Annotated in this window: 13 protein-coding genes; 1 reads left to right on the forward strand and 12 read right to left on the reverse strand. The window is 71.2% G+C overall.

From position 1 onward, the window contains the following. Positions 1–42 precede the first annotated feature (42 nt). From LWC35_RS24455 to LWC35_RS24475, 5 genes are read right to left on the reverse strand one after another with little or no spacing between them, the layout of a single operon-like run. A complete protein-coding gene (locus tag LWC35_RS24455; RefSeq protein ID WP_232872590.1) occupies positions 43–1,182 on the reverse strand; it encodes an LLM class flavin-dependent oxidoreductase in 1,140 nt (379 codons plus the stop codon). Positions 1,183–1,210: 28 nt separating this feature from the next. After that, a complete protein-coding gene (locus tag LWC35_RS24460) occupies positions 1,211–1,876 on the reverse strand; it encodes a nitroreductase (RefSeq protein WP_232872591.1) in 666 nt (221 codons plus the stop codon). Beyond that, positions 1,873–3,045 (reverse strand): CaiB/BaiF CoA transferase family protein, encoded by a 1,173-nt coding sequence (locus tag LWC35_RS24465; protein WP_232872592.1) that lies wholly within the window; start codon positions 3,043–3,045, stop codon positions 1,873–1,875. Before LWC35_RS24465 ends, LWC35_RS24460 begins: the two co-directional genes overlap by 4 nt. Beyond that, complete coding sequence (locus LWC35_RS24470; RefSeq protein WP_232872593.1) at positions 3,045–3,938, reverse strand: HpcH/HpaI aldolase/citrate lyase family protein; 894 nt, start codon at positions 3,936–3,938, stop codon at positions 3,045–3,047. The genes LWC35_RS24465 and LWC35_RS24470 overlap by 1 nt, the downstream gene beginning before the upstream one ends. Further along, positions 3,935–4,822: an amidohydrolase family protein gene (locus LWC35_RS24475; protein ID WP_232872594.1), complete on the reverse strand. Its 888-nt coding sequence runs from the start codon at positions 4,820–4,822 to the stop codon at positions 3,935–3,937. Before LWC35_RS24475 ends, LWC35_RS24470 begins: the two co-directional genes overlap by 4 nt. Positions 4,823–4,951: 129 nt before the next feature. Here LWC35_RS24475 and LWC35_RS24480 point away from each other — a divergent pair, with 129 nt between their 5' ends. After that, on the forward strand, positions 4,952–5,881 hold the full coding sequence (locus LWC35_RS24480; protein WP_232872595.1) for a LysR family transcriptional regulator: 930 nt from the start codon (positions 4,952–4,954) through the stop codon (positions 5,879–5,881). 127 nt (positions 5,882–6,008) lie between these two features. Here LWC35_RS24480 and LWC35_RS24485 read toward each other — a convergent pair whose 3' ends face one another. The 7 genes from LWC35_RS24485 to LWC35_RS24515 form a co-directional block, all read right to left on the reverse strand. Beyond that, on the reverse strand, positions 6,009–7,895 hold the full coding sequence (locus tag LWC35_RS24485; RefSeq protein WP_232872596.1) for a feruloyl-CoA synthase: 1,887 nt from the start codon (positions 7,893–7,895) through the stop codon (positions 6,009–6,011). Between the two features lies 1 nt (position 7,896). Then, positions 7,897–9,084, reverse strand: a complete 1,188-nt coding sequence (locus LWC35_RS24490; protein WP_232872597.1) for a thiolase family protein — start codon at positions 9,082–9,084, stop codon at positions 7,897–7,899. Positions 9,085–9,179: 95 nt separating this feature from the next. Further along, entirely contained in the window at positions 9,180–9,791 is a 612-nt protein-coding gene (locus tag LWC35_RS24495; RefSeq protein ID WP_232872598.1) for a hypothetical protein, read from the reverse strand. 13 nt (positions 9,792–9,804) lie between these two features. Further along, complete coding sequence (locus tag LWC35_RS24500; RefSeq protein WP_232872599.1) at positions 9,805–11,859, reverse strand: hydantoinase B/oxoprolinase family protein; 2,055 nt, start codon at positions 11,857–11,859, stop codon at positions 9,805–9,807. Further along, a complete protein-coding gene (locus LWC35_RS24505) occupies positions 11,856–14,075 on the reverse strand; it encodes a hydantoinase/oxoprolinase family protein (RefSeq protein ID WP_232872600.1) in 2,220 nt (739 codons plus the stop codon). Before LWC35_RS24505 ends, LWC35_RS24500 begins: the two co-directional genes overlap by 4 nt. Next, entirely contained in the window at positions 14,072–14,449 is a 378-nt protein-coding gene (locus LWC35_RS24510; RefSeq protein ID WP_232872601.1) for an acetone carboxylase subunit gamma, read from the reverse strand. Before LWC35_RS24510 ends, LWC35_RS24505 begins: the two co-directional genes overlap by 4 nt. After that, a complete protein-coding gene (locus LWC35_RS24515; RefSeq protein ID WP_232872602.1) occupies positions 14,449–16,332 on the reverse strand; it encodes a hydantoinase/oxoprolinase family protein in 1,884 nt (627 codons plus the stop codon). The genes LWC35_RS24510 and LWC35_RS24515 overlap by 1 nt, the downstream gene beginning before the upstream one ends. Between the last annotated feature and the right edge of the window lie 19 nt (positions 16,333–16,351).

The raw sequence follows: 16,351 nt of genomic DNA on the forward strand, positions 1-16,351 counted from the left end.
CGGTCCAGCGTCATTGCTCCACCTGTTCCGGGGGTGTGGGACTCAGCTCGCGCCGAGCGGGGCGAAGGGTTCGCGCAGGCCGCGCTGTTCGAGGACGGGCAGCAGGTCCTTGCCGAGCCTGCCCAGCCCGTCCTCGAAGTCGACGTAGCCGATCAGCAGGCCGTCGATGCCGACGTCGGAGATGGTCTGGAGCTGCTCGGCGATCCGCTCGGCGTCGCCGCAGAAGATCGAGCCGCCCGCGCCGGCCGCGGCCCGCAGGTGCAGGACCTCGCGGGTCTCCGTCGACAGGGCCTGCGAGTTGATCGCGCGCTCGTCCATCCACGCCTGGATGGACTCGTGGTCGGCGTTGTCGACGGCGATCCGCCGCAGGGCGGCGTCCGCCTCGGCGTTGGTGTCGCGCTGGACGATCGTGGACATGATCCACACCTGGGTCTCGCGGCCGAACTCCTCGCGCGCGGCGGTCTTGTAGGCCTCGACCTGGGCCCGCCAGTCGTCGGGGTCCGAGGAGGTCAGGCTGATGAAGCACATGTCCGCGTTGCGCAGGGCGAACGCGCGGCCCGCCTGCGAGCTGCCCGCGCTCATGATCGCCGGACGCGGGCGCTGGACCGGTCGCGGGCGCGAGGCCGCGGCGGCGACCTGGAAGAACGGTCCGTCGTGGTCGAACTCGTGGTCCTCGGTCCACAGCCGCGTGATGATGTCGAGCCACTCGGCGAGGTGCGCGTAGCGCTCGTCGTGCTCCTTGAGCGGCGCGCCGAACATCTCGAGCTCCGGTCGGCTCCAGCCGGCGACGACGTTGAGCCCGAAACGGCCGCCGGAGATGATGTCCACCGTGGCCGCCATCTTCGCCGCGGCGATCGGGTGGACCGTGGGGGCGTGCGAGGTCGCGAACACCGCGGCGTGCCGGGTCGCCTGGGCGATGCCCGCCGCCCAGGTGAAGGGCTCCAGGACCACGCCCGACGGATGGTCGGGATGCCCGACCCGGTGGCCCTTCCAGCGGGCGTAGGCGACGATCGCCTCGAGCCCCGCGGCGTCGGCCAGCTGGGCGGCGCGCAGGTTCTTCTCCCAGGTCGGCGTGTGCACCTCGGGGACGAGCGTGTTCGCCGTGCCCTTGCCGTTGAGGCCGAAGACGCCCATCTTCAGCCGGTTCGGCCCGAAGATCGGGTTGGTGGAGGGGGTGGTCATCGTGGATCTTCTCCTCTCGTGCCGGTTCTCACCGGTGGAAGGTCGCGAACGTCTCGACCGGAACCCGGGAGGTGCGCAGCGTGTTGGCGGGTTCGTCCGGGTCGATCCGGCCGAGCCCCACGCCGCACACCAGCATCTCCGTCTCTGGGATCGCCAGCCTGCGCCGCACGACGTCCGGATAGGACACCACCGCCACCTGCGGACACGACTCGAGGCCGTGGGCCCGCGCGGCGATCAGCAGGTTCTGGACGAACATGCCCGCGTCGAGCAGGCTCCCGCGGCCCATGTCCCGGTCGATGCTGACGAACACGGCGACCGGGGCACCGTAGAAGGTGTGGTTGCGGGCGCGCTGGCGGTGCGCCGCCGCCCGGTCGCCGCGGGCGACGCCCACCGTCGAGTAGAGCCCCCACCCGCACTCCCGCCGCCGGTCCAGGTAGGGACTGCGCCAACGGGCGGGGTAGTAGTCGTAGTCCGGTCGCGGGTCGGCCTCCCGGTCGTGCTCGGCGAGCAGGTCCGCGCTGAGGGCCCGCAGGGCCTCGCCCGTGACGACGGCGACCCGCCAGGGCTGGATGTTGCTGCCGCTGGGCGCCCGCGAGGCGATCTCCAGCAGCCGCCGGACGAGGTCCTCGGGGACCGGGTCGGGGAGGAATCCCCGCACGGTGCGTCGTCCGACGATCGCCTCCTCGACGATCACGACGCGGCCCGCACCCGGCGCAGGTCGTCGATCTCCTCGCCGCTGAAGTCGAACCGAGCGAGGATCTCGTCCGTATGCTCCCCCGCCAGCGGGGCCCGGGTCAGCACCGCGTCGCCCGCACCCATCTTCACCGCCGTGGTCCCAGCGCGGTAGCGGCCGACCTCGGGATGGTCGTACTCGGCCACGAGCCCCTCCGCGAGGACCTGCGGGTGCTCGAACATCTCGCCGATGTCCCGCAGCGCGACGACCGGGACGCGCCCGACCATCTCCTGCTCCCACTCGAGGGCGGTCCGGGCCAGCAGCGCCTGCTTGATCTGCGGCATCAGCGCGGCCCCCTGCTGCGCGCGCTTGACGAGGGTGTCGTAGCGGGGATCGTCCGCCAGCTCGGGCAGGCCGATGATCTCGCAGAGCGCCGTCCAGAACTTCGCCGTGCCCGCCTGGAAGTACAGGTGGCCCTCCTTCGTGGGGACGGCTCCGCTGATCTGGCTCGAGTCCGGCTCCCGCTGCACGTCCCTGGGCTCGGAGTCCGCCCAGACGAACCGCCCGACCTGCAGCGCGAGGGCGGACCGCAGCAGGGAGACCTCCACGTGCTGGCCCTCCCCCGTCCGCGCTCGGTGCAACAGCGCCGCCAGCACGCCCTGGGCGAGCAGCGCGGAGGCGTAGAAGTCCACGATGGAGCCGCGCAGGATCTGCGGTGCGCCGACGGTCAGCCCCTGGGCCAGGGCCATCCCGGTGAAGCACTGCAGCATCTGGTCGTAGCCCGGGTGCGACCGCATCGGGCCGTCGCCGTTGCCGTAGCCGGTCAGGGAGCAGTAGACGAGGTCCCCGCGGATCGCGCGGAGTGCCTCGTAGCCGATCCCGAGCGACTCCGCGACGCCGGGCCGGAAGTTGTGCACGACGACGTCGGCCCGCGCCACCATGCGCAGGAACGCCGCGGCACCCGCCTCGGACTTGAGGTCGAGCCGGATCGAGCGCTTGTTGCGGTTGGCCCCGAGCACGGCGCGGTTCTCCCCCTTCAGCGTGGAGGGGTAGCGCCGCATCATGTCGCCCTCGGGTGCCTCGATCTTGACGACCTCGGCCCCGTGGTCGCCGAGCAGCGCGCAGCCGTAGGGACCCGCGAGGTAGCTGGTCAGGTCGAGGACCACTATGCCGTCGAGTGCCGATGCCATCAGTCGTGTCCTTCCGTGGTGGCCGAGGTGAGCAGGTCGCGGGCGCGCGCCACGACCGGGTCGTCGATCATGCGGCCGTCGAGCAGGAACGCCCCGGCCCCGTCGGCCGCGTGCCGGGCGGCCGCGTCCACGACCTCACGTGCCCAGTCCAGCTGCCGTGGGGTGGGCCGGTAGACCTCCCGGATGATCGGGATCTGCGCGGGGTGGATCGCCGCCTTGCCCGCATAGCCGAGCGCCTTCCCGCGGGCGGCACTGGCGCGCAGCCCCTCGACGTCCCCGACGTCGGCGAACACGGTGTCCCGCGGCCTGCCGAGACCGGCCGCGCGGCAGGCGACGGGCAGCAGCGCCCGCGGGGTGTCGAAGACCGACTCGTCGGCCCCCCACTCGATGCCGAGGTCGGTGGTGAGGTCGCCCGCACCGAACGACAGCTCGACCCGCCGGGTCGCCGCCGCCCCCGCCCGGGCGATCGCGTCCATGCCGACCACCCCGCGCGCGGTCTCGATCACCACGCCGAGCGGTGTCGCCCCCGCCGCGACACCGGCGCGTCGTTCGGCCTCGGTCAGCCGCTCGTCGACGGTACGCAGGGCGTCCGCGTCGTCGATCTTGGGCGCGACGATCCCCGCGATCCCGGGCCGCAGCACGGCGAGCAGGTCCTCCCCGCCCTCGGCGACACCGAAGTCCCGCGCCACCGCGAGGGGGTTGATCCGCACCGAGCACCGCCCCGGCAGCCGCTCGATCAGCTCGGCCGCGCCGCGCCGCGCCGCGTGCTTCTCGGCGGCGGGCACGGCGTCCTCGAGATCCAGGATGATCGACACCTCGAGTGCCGCGGCCTTGTCCCGCAGCCGCCCGACGTGGGCGGGCACGAACAGCGGCGCCACCCCGCCCCAGGTCATTCCGGGATCCGATAGGTGGCGGCGGCCGTGCGATAGAGCAACCGGTCGCGCTCGTCGGCGGTGAGGTCCTCGATCGAGGACCGGTAGCGCCGCCACAGTTCCGCATAGGAACAGGCGAGCCGGTCCACCGGGAAATTGCTGGCGAAGAAGGCGCGGTCGACACCGAACAATTCAATGAGCTCCTGCACGATCGGCCGAATGGAATCGGCCGTGAATTCGAGGTCGTAGAGCATGAACGCGGAGAGCTTCATCCGCACGTTCGGCAACGCGGCCAGCGCGGTGACGCCGCGGCGCCAGAGCGCGAGCCCCGCCGGGTCCTTGTGGTCGACGAGTGCGCAGTGGTCGAGGATCACCAGCAGCTCCGGGTTGTCCCGGGCGAGCTCGACGGCCAGGTCCAGTTGTGTCGGGTGGACCTGCAGGTCCAGCGAGAGGTCGTGCTTGGCCAACAGCCCGACGCCTGCGGCCCAGGCCGGATCCACCGAGGGATCGGCGTGCCCGGCCGTGACCACGGTGCTCAGGATCTGCCGGACGCCCCGCAGCCGTTCGCTCAGGGCCGCGTGCCGTTCGAGCCCCTCCTCGACGGAGTCCACCGTGAGGTCGGCGGCCGCGACGATGGCGTGCGGGAACCCGCGGGACCGGTCGGCGTCGTTCGCAATGCCCTCCAGCCAGGAGGTCTCGGCGAACACGTCGGTCGCCCCGGCCGCCAGGTGCACCGATTTCGTGACGCCTGCGCTGTCGACGTCGGCGAGGAAGTCCGCCACGAGGTAATTCCGCCGGATCGCGGCGTAGTCGCCGTAGCTCTTGGGCTGGATGTCGGTCGTGAGCCAGGGATAGGAAAGCGCGCCCAGGTCCCAGAGATGGTGATGGGCGTCGATGATTCGCACGACCGATTCCTCTCCGCTGAGGTTCCGAAGAACTGTCTGGCGGAAACGCTACCCAGGGTTCGTTCCTCCGGTCCAATGGAACGACGTGATACACTCATTCACCAGATTTATGGACCGACGGGGGTCGGCATGAACGGACGCCGCAGGCAGGCGCTCGAACGCCTCACGCTCGCGGAGATCGAGGCCTTCGTCGCGGTCGCCGAGCTCGGCAGCTTCACCACCGCGGCCAAGCGGCTGCACCTCACCCAGCCGGCGACCTCCAACCGCATCCAGCGCCTCGAGGCCACCCTGGGCACCCGCTTGCTGGCCCGGACGACCCGTCGGGTCGAGCTGACCGACGCGGGCGAGCGCCTGCTGGCAGGGGTGGACCCGCTGCTCGACCAGCTCGACATCCTCCTCGGCGGGTTCCTCCCCCACGGCGACGAGGCGACGGGTCGCGTCGTGCTCGCGTCGACGCCCCACCTCGCGACCTCGTTCCTGCACCCTGCCCTGCAGACGTTCCAGGCGCGGCACGCGAGCGTCGAGGTCGTCGTCCTCGATCTCGAGTACGACGACGTGCTCGCCGCGGTGGACGACGGCGAGGCCGACCTGGCGCTGCTCACGGCGCGCGCGACGGAGCGGCCGGGGGCCGTGGAGCTCGGCAGCGACGAGGTCGTGCTCGTCGTCCCCCCGGCCCATCCCCTGCGGGGCACGGCACAGACCGCGGTGGCAGCGTTGGCCGACCTGGAGATCCTCGTGATCCGGCCCTACCGGGAGATCGTCGAGCAGCTCTCCACCGCCACGCGGGCGGCGACGGGCGGGCGGGCGCCCAGGATCCGGTGGATGGGCAGTCTGACGACGCTGTTCGGCCTCATCGACACCGAGGGCGCCCCGGCGGCGTTGATGACCCGCCACGCCGCCGCACGTCACGGCATCGCCGCCGAACGGCAGATCTCGGTAGCCGGGGTGGACATCCGGCGCCACTACAGTCTCTTCTCGTCCCGCTACTCGGCGAAGCGCACCTCCGTGGCGCTCCTCCGGAGGCACCTCGAGGCGAGCCTCCCCTTCCGATCCACATGACAGCCCTGCCGCGCTGGGTGCCCAGTCGATGCGCCTCGCGCCGACGAGACCGACGAGACCGCCGAGACCGCCGAGACCGCCGAGAGGCGACCGGGCGCCTTCCTCGTCAGCCCTCCGTCGCAGGGCGCTAGCGACCACCGGCGGAGACGGATGCGGACTCGATGATCTGGGCGTTGCCGGACGGTGCGTAGAGCAGCTCGACGAGATCCGCCCGGCGCTCCAGGACTGCCCGCTGGTTGATGTAGCCCTTGTCGGTGATCTCGCCCGCGTCGAGGTCGGGCGGTTCGTCGCAGAGCAGGAGCCGGGCCACGCGACCCGCGGACCCGGCCCCTGCTCCGACGTTCGCCAGTGCCGACGCGAGATGCCGCCGCAGCTCCGGGTGCTCGAGCGGGACGTCGGCACCCGCGGGCAGCCCGCAGACCGTGCGGGCCTCGTCGAGGTTGAGCCACGCGAGCGCGGTGACCTCGTCACGGTCGTGGCCGGCGAGGACCGCGTCGGTGAGCACCCTCGCCGCCGAGAGCAGCCGACCGCGGACCGTTGCGACGCTCACCCACGTGCCCGTCGTGAGCTTGAAGTCCTCGGCGATACGGCCGTCGAACAGCAGGCCTCGGTTGGGGTCGGCCGCGTCGACCAGGACGACGGCGTCGCCGGTGCGGTAGAAGCCCTCGTCGTCGAACGCCTCGGCGGTCGCGTCCGGCCGGTCGTGGTAGCCCGGGGTGATCGACGGGCCGGCGATGCGAATCTCCTGCTTGCCGTCGGTCGGGACGAGCTTGAGCCGCACGCCGGGTAGCGGGACCCCGATGCACCCGCAGCGGGAGTCGGGCCAGTGCGCCGACGTCGCGGCGGGAGCGGTCTCGGTTGTGCCCCACGACGCGGTGAGCGGGATCGGGTGGTCCGCGTACTTCTCGACGAGGGCCTCCAGCCGGTCCCACAGGGCCTGTGGGAGCGCGGCGGCGGCGTAGAACAGCAGCCGAAGGTGCGAGAAGAAGTGCCGGGCGAACCCCGGGTCGGCCTCCAGCCGAGGTACGAGCAGCGTGTATCCGGCAGGCACGTTGACAGAGATCGTCGGGGTGATCTCGGCGAGGGCGGCGAGGGTGCGGTCGAACAGTGCCGGAGAGGGCCGTCCGGCGTCGATGTGCAGGGTGCCGCCGTTGCTGAGGACCAGCCCGACGTTGTGGCTGCCGCCGAAGGTGTGGCTCCAGGGCAACCAGTCCACGAGAACAGGTGGCTCGGTCTGCAGGAACGGCCAGACCTGGCGCATCATCTGCTGGTTGCTGGTGAGCATCCGGTGGGTCGTCAGCACGCCCTTCGGCGACCCGGTCGACCCCGACGTGAAGATGATCTTCGCGACGGTGTCGGGCGTGATGACCTCGTAGGCCTGCTGCGCCGCGCGACCGGGTCGCGTCGCGGCGAGCTCGTCGAAGGTGACGATCGAGGGCCCGGCTCGGTTGACCGGTGTGCCGCGCGATACGACGGTCGGGGGGTTCGTACCGGCGGCGCGGGCGACGTCGAGGACAGCGTCGATCGCTGCGGCGAAGGCGGGCGGGTCGTCGACGAAGACCACCGCCGGCCGGACGCGCGCGGCCATGGCGCGCAGTTGCCGATGGTCGGTCGACGACAGCGAGTACGCGACGCTCGCCGGCACCACCGGAACGCCGGCGAGGTAGCAGGCCAGCGTCAGCTCCAGGTGCTCCGGGGAGTTCCCGGACAGCAACAGCACCGGCCGATCGGCTGCGGCACCGAGGTCGAGCAGCCCCTGCGCGAGGCCTTCCGCCGTCGCACGGGCCTGGCCATAGGTGACCGCACGACGGCCGTCCGGCGTGGGCTCCGTGATCAGCAGCCGGTCCGGCGCCGTGTCGGCCCAGCGATGCAACTCCTGCCCGACGTGGTCGCAGTGCACGTCCAGCGGCTCGGTCGACCGCAACAGGACCGCGCCGTCGGGTCGTGTCTCGGCGACGATCCGCGGCTGGGCGAACGTCGCCGAGGTCGTCTCGCCGTTGTCGCGTCCGGCCATGTCAGTCGGTCACCTCGAGCACGAGGGCGCCGCCGGTGTCGCCCGCGGCGCATCCGGTGAAGAGCCCGACGCCTCCCCCGCGCTCCCGCAGCGTCTCGATCAGCTCGGCGATCGACCGCAGCCCGGTCGGTCCCTGCGGATGGCCGAAGATCAGGCTGCAGCCGTGGACGTTCATGTGCTCGACGTCGATGCCGGTCTCACGGCTGAGGTAGAGGTCGTTGACGGCGAACGGGTTGTGCGTGGTCACCCCGGTCACGTCGGCGACGCTGCGGCCGGCAGCCCGGAGGGCGGCGACGGCTGCGGGCACAGGGGCCTGTGGCATGCGGCTCCTGGCGACGCGGGCGAAACCGGTCCCGAGGAGTCGGACGACCCCGGCCCCTCCCGAGAGCTCGCGGGCCCGGTCGACGGTCGTGACCACTGCGCCGGCGCAGCCGTCGGCGGGGTGGGTCTGGGAGGCGAACGTGTGGACGCCGTCCGGGCCCGCGGGCGGGAGCTTGCCGATCGCGTCGCGCTCCTTGGGACGCACACCCTCGTCGGCGTCGAGGACCAGGGAGCCCTTCTTCTTCGCGATCTCGACCGGCACCAGGTACCGCTTCTGGAAGGCTCGGTCGTCGGCGAGGGCGGTGGTGTACTGCTCCCAGCGCAGTGCCGTGAGGTCGTCGAGCTCGTCGCGGGTCGCGCCGATCTCGCCGGCCACAGCCTCCCCGGCCGCGATCATCGAGGTCCCGGCCCAGGGGTCCCGTCCGAAGCTGTCGAGCACCCAGTGCTCCTGAACGGGTGCCCCGCCCTGCCGCGACGGGGCCGGATACGTCAGCGTCGGGCCGTTGGAGGTCCGGTCGGTGGCGACCACCAGCTGCACCCCGCCGGTGCTGTCGACGGTGTGCGCGGCCGCCTGCAGCGCGGCCACGCTCGTCGCGCAGGCCTGACTGATCATCGGCCCGGAGACGCCGGTGGCGCCGAGCCGGGCGGCGAGAGTCGGTGCACCGTAGAAGATCTCGGGCTGCGGCACCGTCCAGCCCAGCGTGAGGCCGGTGACCACGTCGGGGTCGATGTCGCGGTCGGCCATCGCCCGAGAGGTGACGGCGACGGCGAGGTCGAGGCTCGAGACCTCGGCCAGCGATCCCTGCCACTTGGCGAACGGGGACGACCAGGCGTGGCCGAGGGGGATGGCTGCATCGCTGTACTGCATTGAAGGTGTGTCCTTCGTGTCGTCGGTCGCGCGAGGGGCTCGGTGATCCCGGGAGCTCGGACGTCTCCCGGGGTCACCGAGGGTGTGCGCGGGTCTCAGCCGTGCACGCCGGTGACCCAGTCCTGCACCATCGGGACGCCGGTGCCGTCGGGCACCTCCCCGTCCGTGAGGACGAGGCCGCTCTTGACGACCGGCGCCTCGAGCGGGACGGCCTCGGCACCGGGCAGTCCGGAGCTGCCGGCGCCGAGGACGTGGGCCATCGCCCGGTGGAACCGGGTGACGTTGCCGATCGTGCGGGCGTCGGCAGCATCGACGTCGCCCTCGAGGACCACGCCGTCGACGCCCGCGTCGAGGAACGCGCGGACGGTGTCGACCAGCTCCGGCCCCGGCCCGAGGACGGCGAGCAGCACGGCGTTGTCCCCGACGGTGACCCGCAGCCGCCGTGTCGCCTCCAGCGCGGTGCCCAACCGCGCCTCACGGTCCTCGGTGAGGACGCCCGGGAGGGTGACCGGCACGCCGTCGGGCCGCACGGCGTCGAGCAGGTCGCCCAATCCGTTGGCGAGCTGGGTCGGATCGCTCAGGAACGCCTCCCAGGGGCGTTCGGCGATCTTGGCGGCGAGTCGCAGCGCGAGCGGGACGGCCAGCGTGTGCCGGCCGCCCCGCCGCGCCGCGATGGCCTGCGCTCGGGGGCGAGGCGCGAGACTCATCGACGACCTCCGGTCACATCCGCATGAGCGGGTTCACGACCGCCGCGTCCGGCCACGACCCGTAGAGGCCCAGGACCTCCTCGGGAGGCTTGCGCTGCGACCAGCCCTCGTGGAACTCGTCCCACGTCTTGCCTCGGGCCTTGCGCTCGGCGAGCGCCTCGCGCCGAAACGCCGTGGTGGCCTCGGGGTCGACGCGGCCGGTGCGCTCGTTGAAGCGCACGGCATAGACGTTGGTGGCCGACCAGTCCGAGATCAGGCCGTCGGTGACGTCCTTCTCCACGGCCTGCGGGTCCCGGTCGAGCGGGTCACCGTAGCCGGCACCGCCCGTGGAGATGCCCAACGTGATGACCTGGTCGGACATGACGGGACGCGCGGTGCGGGCGTAGGTCTCGGACACGATCTGCCCGCCGTACTTGCCGGCGAGCAGGCTGGCCAGGTCCAACGTGCCCTCGTCGCCGGCCCGCAGCAGCTCGGGGATGTCGACGCCCTCCATCGACAGCCCAGGACACGTGCACATCGTGTACCCGCCGAACAGGGGTTGCGGAGTCTGGACGATCGAGTTGTCCGCGATGGACATGAACACCACGTAGGGCACGTGGTGGGTGACCCACAGCTGGGCGGTGCCGACGCCCCCGCGGTGTTTGCCGGCGCCGCCGGAGTCCGGCCAGTGCTGGGAGAACGGCACGAGCATCGGCAGCTCGTTCTCCATGTTCTCCACGTCCGGCGCCCGCCCGAACGCGCACCACGGGAAGCCGTAGGCGTTGATGCCGTCGGAGTGCGACCGGGCGCCCTGTCCCTCGGTGTTGATCGTGTAGGCGAGCATGTCGGCGAAGGGCATGCCCCACTGCGAGACCCCGGCGAGGACGGAGGCGTTGCCGCCGTTGCCCAGCGAGGCGGTGACCTGCCGCCACTCGGTGGTGCCGAACCGGGCCCGGCCGACGCAGTTGGCGATCGAGCTCATCGCCCCGGTGGCCGCCATGACCGCGCAGCTCGTGGCGGCGTTGGGCGCCGGGGAGAGCATCGAGTTGGGCGGGAACTCGAAGTCGATCGGCTGGAACGTCGCCGAGGAGATCGGCAGGTCGTGGAAGACGTACTCGTAGATGTAGTTCGCCAGGTGGCCGATTACCGCCTGCGGGTGGGCGTTGTAGGACGACCCGTTCTCCGGGCTGGTACCCGTGAAGTCCAGGTGGAGCGTGTCGTCCTTCTTCGTCATGGTCATGAAGCAGTTGCGCATCAGGCCGTGCTCGGTGCCCGCCGAGTCGGAGAACGTCGCGCAGCGGTACACCCCGTCGGGCCAGGAGGCGAGCCGCTTGCGCGCGCCCTGCTCGGCCTCGATCAGCATGCGGCGGAACAGGCCGGTGACGAAGTCCTTGCCCTCGCGGGCGAACATCTCCAGAAGGCGCACCCGCACCCGGTCGGCCGTGGTGCAGCGGGCCCGCAGGTCGACGGTCACGCTCGTCTCCGAGCGCAGCCCGAACGCGGCGAACATCTCGATCACGTCGTGGCGCAGGACGTGGTCGTGCCCGATCTTCATCGGGGGCAGGTTCATGCCCTCGTCGAAGCGGGACTTCGCGGAGACCGGCATACCGCCGGGCTCGCACGCCCCGGTCTCGGTGGTGTGCGACAGCGCTGCCGTCCACGCGACGAGCTCGCCCTCGAAGAACACCGGCATGATCGCGACCTGGTCGGGGTTGTGGATCCCGCCGTAGAGCGCGTCGTTGGTGTACCAGATGTCGCCGTCGGCGATGCCCGGGTTCTCCTGGAAGTTCTTCAGGATGTACTTGATGACGATCGGCGGGATGACCGCGTGCAGGTACGTGCCCGCCGAGGCGTTGACCAGGTCACCCTGGGCGTTGAACATCGCGACGATGGAGTCGCCCGCGACGCCCATCTGCGACCGCGAGCTGCGCATGAACACCTCGTAGCCCTCGTCGAGGATGTCCGCGGTGCGCTGCACGCCGATCTCGTAGTCACCAGGGCTCACTGCGTCCAGGCAGGAGCGCTCGTAGGCGGTGGGCTCGCTGACCTTCAGGGCGGCGAGCTTCTCCTCCAGGCTCGGGTAGCTCATGCGGGAGCTCCTTCCAAGGTCGGCGCGGCGGCACGGGCGGGCTGGGCCGCGTCCGTTCCGGCGACGTCGGTGTTCTGCAGCAGGCCCAGCCCGTGGCTGTCGATCGTCAGGCTCTTCCCGGGCGGGATGACGATGGTCGTGAACTCGGCCTCGACCAGGCCGGGGCCGTCGATCTGGTTGCCGGGACGGAGCTGGTCGAAGGCGAACACCGGTGTGTCGACGCGACCGCCCTGCTCGGGCCAGTACGCGTTGCGGGTGCCCGTGCGCGCGGCGGAGGCGTCGTTGCCGACGAGCTCGTGGACCGGGAGCTCGAGCTTCTCCGTGGGAACGGTCGCCTTCACGATGATGTTCTCGATGTAGGCGCCGCCGGGCTTGTTGACCACGTGCGGGCTGAAGGCCTCGGAGTACTCCTTCTCGAACTCGTCGTAGACCTGCTGGGCCTGTTCCGGCGAGTTGATCGACAGCAGCGGCGAGGCGACCCGCTTGACCTGCACCTGGCCGCCGTAGAGCATGTCGAGCTCGACGGTGAAGACGGCCGAGTCCGGGTCGAGACCCTCGGAGGTCAGGTCGGCCCTGGCCTGCGCGACCATGTCCTTGATCGGCGCGTTGTAGGCCTCGTAGTCGTCGGTGAACTGCTGGGTCATGCCGTTGAGGAACAGGATCCGCTTGGACTGCTCGTAGACGTGCATGATGTCCATGACCGAGCTGCCCAGCGCGGAGAACACCGGCGCCTGCGGGAAGATCACCGACGTCGGGACGTCGGCGCCGTAGCCGGCGACGTGGGTGGGGCCCCCGCCGCCGAAGGCGAACAGGACGAAGTCCTCCGGGTGGTAGCCGCGGAGATGCACCTCGCGCTTGATGGCTGACGCCATGTTCTGCTCGACGATGCGACGGATCAGCGCCGCCGCCTCGTCGACGCCGAGCCCGAGTGGCTTGGCGATCTTCAGCTCGATCGCCTCGACCGCCTTGTCCCGGTTCAGCGGCATCCGGCCGTTGAAGTAGCCGTCCGGGCTGAGGTAGCCCAGGACGACGTCGGCGTCGGTCGTGGTGGGCTCGGTGCCACCCAGGTCGTAACAGACCGGTCCCGGGTAGGAGCCGGCCGAACGCGGCCCGACCTCGAGCCGACCGCCGAGCAGCTCGTTGATCCAGGCGATCGAGCCGCCCCCGGCGCCCATCGTGGTGGACTGCAGCATCGAGATACCGACCATCCACTTGTCGATGATCGGACGGAACTCGTAGGAGCGCACCGAGGCGTCGACGACCATGCCCAGGTCGAAGCTGGTGCCGCCGACGTCGGAGGCGATGACGTTGCGGTACCCGAGGGCCTTGCCGATGTGGTAGCTGCCCATCAGCCCCGAGATCGGGCCGCCGTTGTAGGTGCGCGACGCGGTCGTCTTGAAGATCTCCGCGGAGCCGCCGGTGTTGTGGGTGAGAAGGAAGCTGCCCCGGTAGCCGTGGTCGCGCAGCTGGTCCCACGTGCTCTCCATCTCGGCCTTGATGGAGCTCTGCAGGTACGCGTCGAGGATGGCGGTCATCGTGCGCTCGTACTCGCCGACCTTGCCGACGACCTCGTGCGAGAGCACGACCGGCAGGTAGCCGACGTGGTAGCTGCGGTACTCCTCGCGGATGATCTCGCGGATCCGGCGCTCGTGCTCGGGGTGGGCGAAGCTCCACAGCAGCGACACCGCGATCGCCCGGGCACCGCCGTCGACGAGCTTGCGCAGCTTGCGCCGCACGTCGTCCTCGTCCAGGGGGCGCAGCACGGCGCCGAAGGAGTCGACCCGCTCACGGACGCCCGCGATCATGTCGCGGGTTATCAGCGGGGCCGGCTTGTTCTGCACGGCGACGTTGCGGCGCTCGGAGATCCGGGTGCCGTCGGTCCACTGGGCACCGCGGCCGATGAGGATGGCGTCCTCGTGACCCTCGGTGGTCATCAGCCCCAGCCGTGGCCCCTTGCGCTCGATCAGCCGGTTCATCGCGACCGTCGTCGAGTACCGCACCAGCTCGATCTGCGGCAGCAGCTCGTCGATGGACATCTCGAGCTGGTCGGCGCCGTCGGTCAGGACGTCGAGGAAGCCGACCGACAGGTCGTAGGGCGTGGTCGGCGCCTTGGCGGTGATGCGCCGGTCGTCCCAGGTCAGGACGAGGTCGGTGAACGTACCGCCCACGTCGATGTCGATGGTCCTCCTGCCGGCCTTCACGCTGGGACGACTCATGTGGCTACCTCCAGCTTGCCGTGCTCGTCGATCCGCAGCTCGCCCGCGGCGAGCTTGCGCTTGAGGCTGTCGAGGTCGATCTCGGTGTCGTGGGTGATCGGGTGCCCCGGCGGCAGGTACTCGGTCTCGACCTGGCGGCCACAGCCCGGGCAGTAGAACTCCAGGATCCGGATCCACTCCGGGTTCGGCGCGAAGGTGAACTCGCCGTCGATGAGCGGCGGGTGCACCTCGCCGGGGTCGCGTTCGTGGATCAGCAGCCCCTTCTTGTAGTTGTCCCGCGCGTCACCGACGTCCTGGCCGCAGGAGTGGCAGTGCCAGCGTTCGGAGTCGACGTCGAGGTCGAGGTACTCCGCGACGTGGATCGTGTTGGGCATCAGTTGCCTCCTCGGGTGGCCACGGCGTCGCCGGTAGGGTCCACGGCCAGCGACCAGCCGGCTCCGACGAGCCAGGTGAAGCTGCCGCCGTCGACCAGTGCGGGGCCGGTCACCGTGGAGCCGGCCACCGACGCCCAGTCGCGGGTCGGGATACCGCCGCGCTCCCCCGTGCCACCGGTCGTCGAGCCGCCGGCGACCGCGACCTTCTCCAGGCTGGCCAGGGAGAACCTGGCGGTCAGCCGGACCAGTGACGGGTCGCCGACGACGGACAACGCCGCGTCGACGGATCCGTCGGCCGTGCCTCGTGAGCCGTCGGTACCGCGGACCTCCCACCCCAGCACCGCCTCGTCGGGTGTGAAACCCTCGCCCTCGAGGTCGCGGCGGGCCTCGTCGGCGAGCCGCTCAGCGGCAGCCCGGGCGGCGTCGGCCGAGTTCACGGCCGACTCGTAGACGTGCACGACGTCGGAGATCGCGGAGCCATACGCCGAGAGCACGTTGCCGAACCCGAACAGCCGCACCGTCCGGGCACCGATCCGCTCGGCGACACCCGTCGCGAACAGCGGGCCGTTGCCGCCGAAGGCGTACACGGCCGTGTCGGCGGGGTCCCAGCCCATCTCGGCGGCGGTCTCCCGGGCCAGCTCCGCGGTCATGTCCAACGCGGTGTCGACCATGCGCTGGGCCGCTTCGGCCGGGGAGATGCCCAGCGGGTCCCCGACCGTGCGGGCGATCGCGTCGCGGGCCGCGTCCACGTCGAGGGTCCGCCTGCCGTCGAGGAACGCGTCCGGCGCGAGGTAGCCGAGCAGCACGAACGCATCCGTCGCCGTCGCGTTGCGCCCGCCGAGCCCGTAACAGGCCGGCCCGGGGGCGGCGCCCATGGAGTCCGGGCCGAGCGTGACCGCGCCGTCCGCGGCGCGGGCGACCGAGCCTCCGCCGAGTGCGATGGAGCGCAGCAGCGGCAGGTTGGTGCGGACCGGGATACCGAACAGGTGCCCCTCGTCGCGGTCGACGACGCGCCCGTTCTCCACGGCCGAGGCCTTCGCGGTCGTGCCGCCCACGTCGATCGCGAGGACCTTCGCGTCACCCCGCCGGGCGGCCTCCGCGGCGCTCGCATGGGTGCCGAACAGCGGGCCGGACTCGATGGTGTCGAACGCCGTGGTCTTGCCGATCCGTGCGACGCCGCCGTTGATGTGTCCGACCAGCACGTTGCCGCGCCACGAGTGCTCCTGCTTGAGCGTCTCCTCGGCGCGGTAGAGCGTCGTGGCCAGCGACGGGTGGACGTAGGCGTTGATCAGCGAGACGAACGTCCGAGTGGAGTCGTCCGGGCGCAACAGGATCTCACTCGCCGGCAGCGCGGGGATCGAACCCAGGAAGTGGTCCGGGTACTGTGCATCGATCATCGACACGATCTTGCGTTCGCGGGAGTTGTCCTCGAACGCGCCCTGCAGCGAGATGTTGATCCGGCGAATGCCCTTGTCGAACAGACCCTTCACCGCGGTGCGAACCTCGTCGTCATCGGCGTCGGCGCCGACCCCGGTGATGTTCTCCCGGGTGATGAGCGGTCCGAGTACCGTCGCCGCTTCTTCGGGCGAGGTGTAGAGGTCGTCCTCGTGGCCTGCGCTGACGAGCAGGCCGAGTTTGGGTCCGGACTTCTGGGCGAGCACGTTGGAGGTGATGGTCGACGACCACCGAATCAATGCCACGTCGTCGAGCAGATCACGCAACGACGCGGCACCCACGTGCGCGCGAGCGGCTTCGAGGATCTCGAGGAAGGAGAGGGTCACGTCGTGCGGGGTGGTCTCCACCTTGATGGAGAACACCGTGCCGTCGCCGCTGACCAGTCCGTCGGTCATGGTGCCGCCGGTGTCGATGTCGATGTTCAGCACGCGTTCGTCACCTCCTCGG

This window comes from Pseudonocardia kujensis (assembly GCF_021283305.1).
Lineage (GTDB): Bacteria > Actinomycetota > Actinomycetes > Mycobacteriales > Pseudonocardiaceae > Pseudonocardia > Pseudonocardia kujensis.

What these genes read in the sequence shown, in the direction of transcription:
- LWC35_RS24500 (WP_232872599.1), bottom strand. Translation starts at nt 11,859, where the DNA reads ATGAGCTACCCGAGCCTGGAGGAGAAGCTCGCCGCCCTGAAGGTCAGC.
- LWC35_RS24470 (WP_232872593.1), bottom strand. Translation starts at nt 3,938, where the DNA reads ATGACCTGGGGCGGGGTGGCGCCGCTGTTCGTGCCCGCCCACGTCGGG.
- LWC35_RS24505 (WP_232872600.1), bottom strand. Translation starts at nt 14,075, where the DNA reads ATGAGTCGTCCCAGCGTGAAGGCCGGCAGGAGGACCATCGACATCGAC.
- LWC35_RS24510 (WP_232872601.1), bottom strand. Translation starts at nt 14,449, where the DNA reads ATGCCCAACACGATCCACGTCGCGGAGTACCTCGACCTCGACGTCGAC.
- LWC35_RS24490 (WP_232872597.1), bottom strand. Translation starts at nt 9,084, where the DNA reads ATGCAGTACAGCGATGCAGCCATCCCCCTCGGCCACGCCTGGTCGTCC.
- LWC35_RS24495 (WP_232872598.1), bottom strand. Translation starts at nt 9,791, where the DNA reads ATGAGTCTCGCGCCTCGCCCCCGAGCGCAGGCCATCGCGGCGCGGCGG.
- LWC35_RS24480 (WP_232872595.1), top strand. Translation starts at nt 4,952, where the DNA reads ATGAACGGACGCCGCAGGCAGGCGCTCGAACGCCTCACGCTCGCGGAG.
- LWC35_RS24465 (WP_232872592.1), bottom strand. Translation starts at nt 3,045, where the DNA reads ATGGCATCGGCACTCGACGGCATAGTGGTCCTCGACCTGACCAGCTAC.
- LWC35_RS24455 (WP_232872590.1), bottom strand. Translation starts at nt 1,182, where the DNA reads ATGACCACCCCCTCCACCAACCCGATCTTCGGGCCGAACCGGCTGAAG.
- LWC35_RS24485 (WP_232872596.1), bottom strand. Translation starts at nt 7,895, where the DNA reads ATGGCCGGACGCGACAACGGCGAGACGACCTCGGCGACGTTCGCCCAG.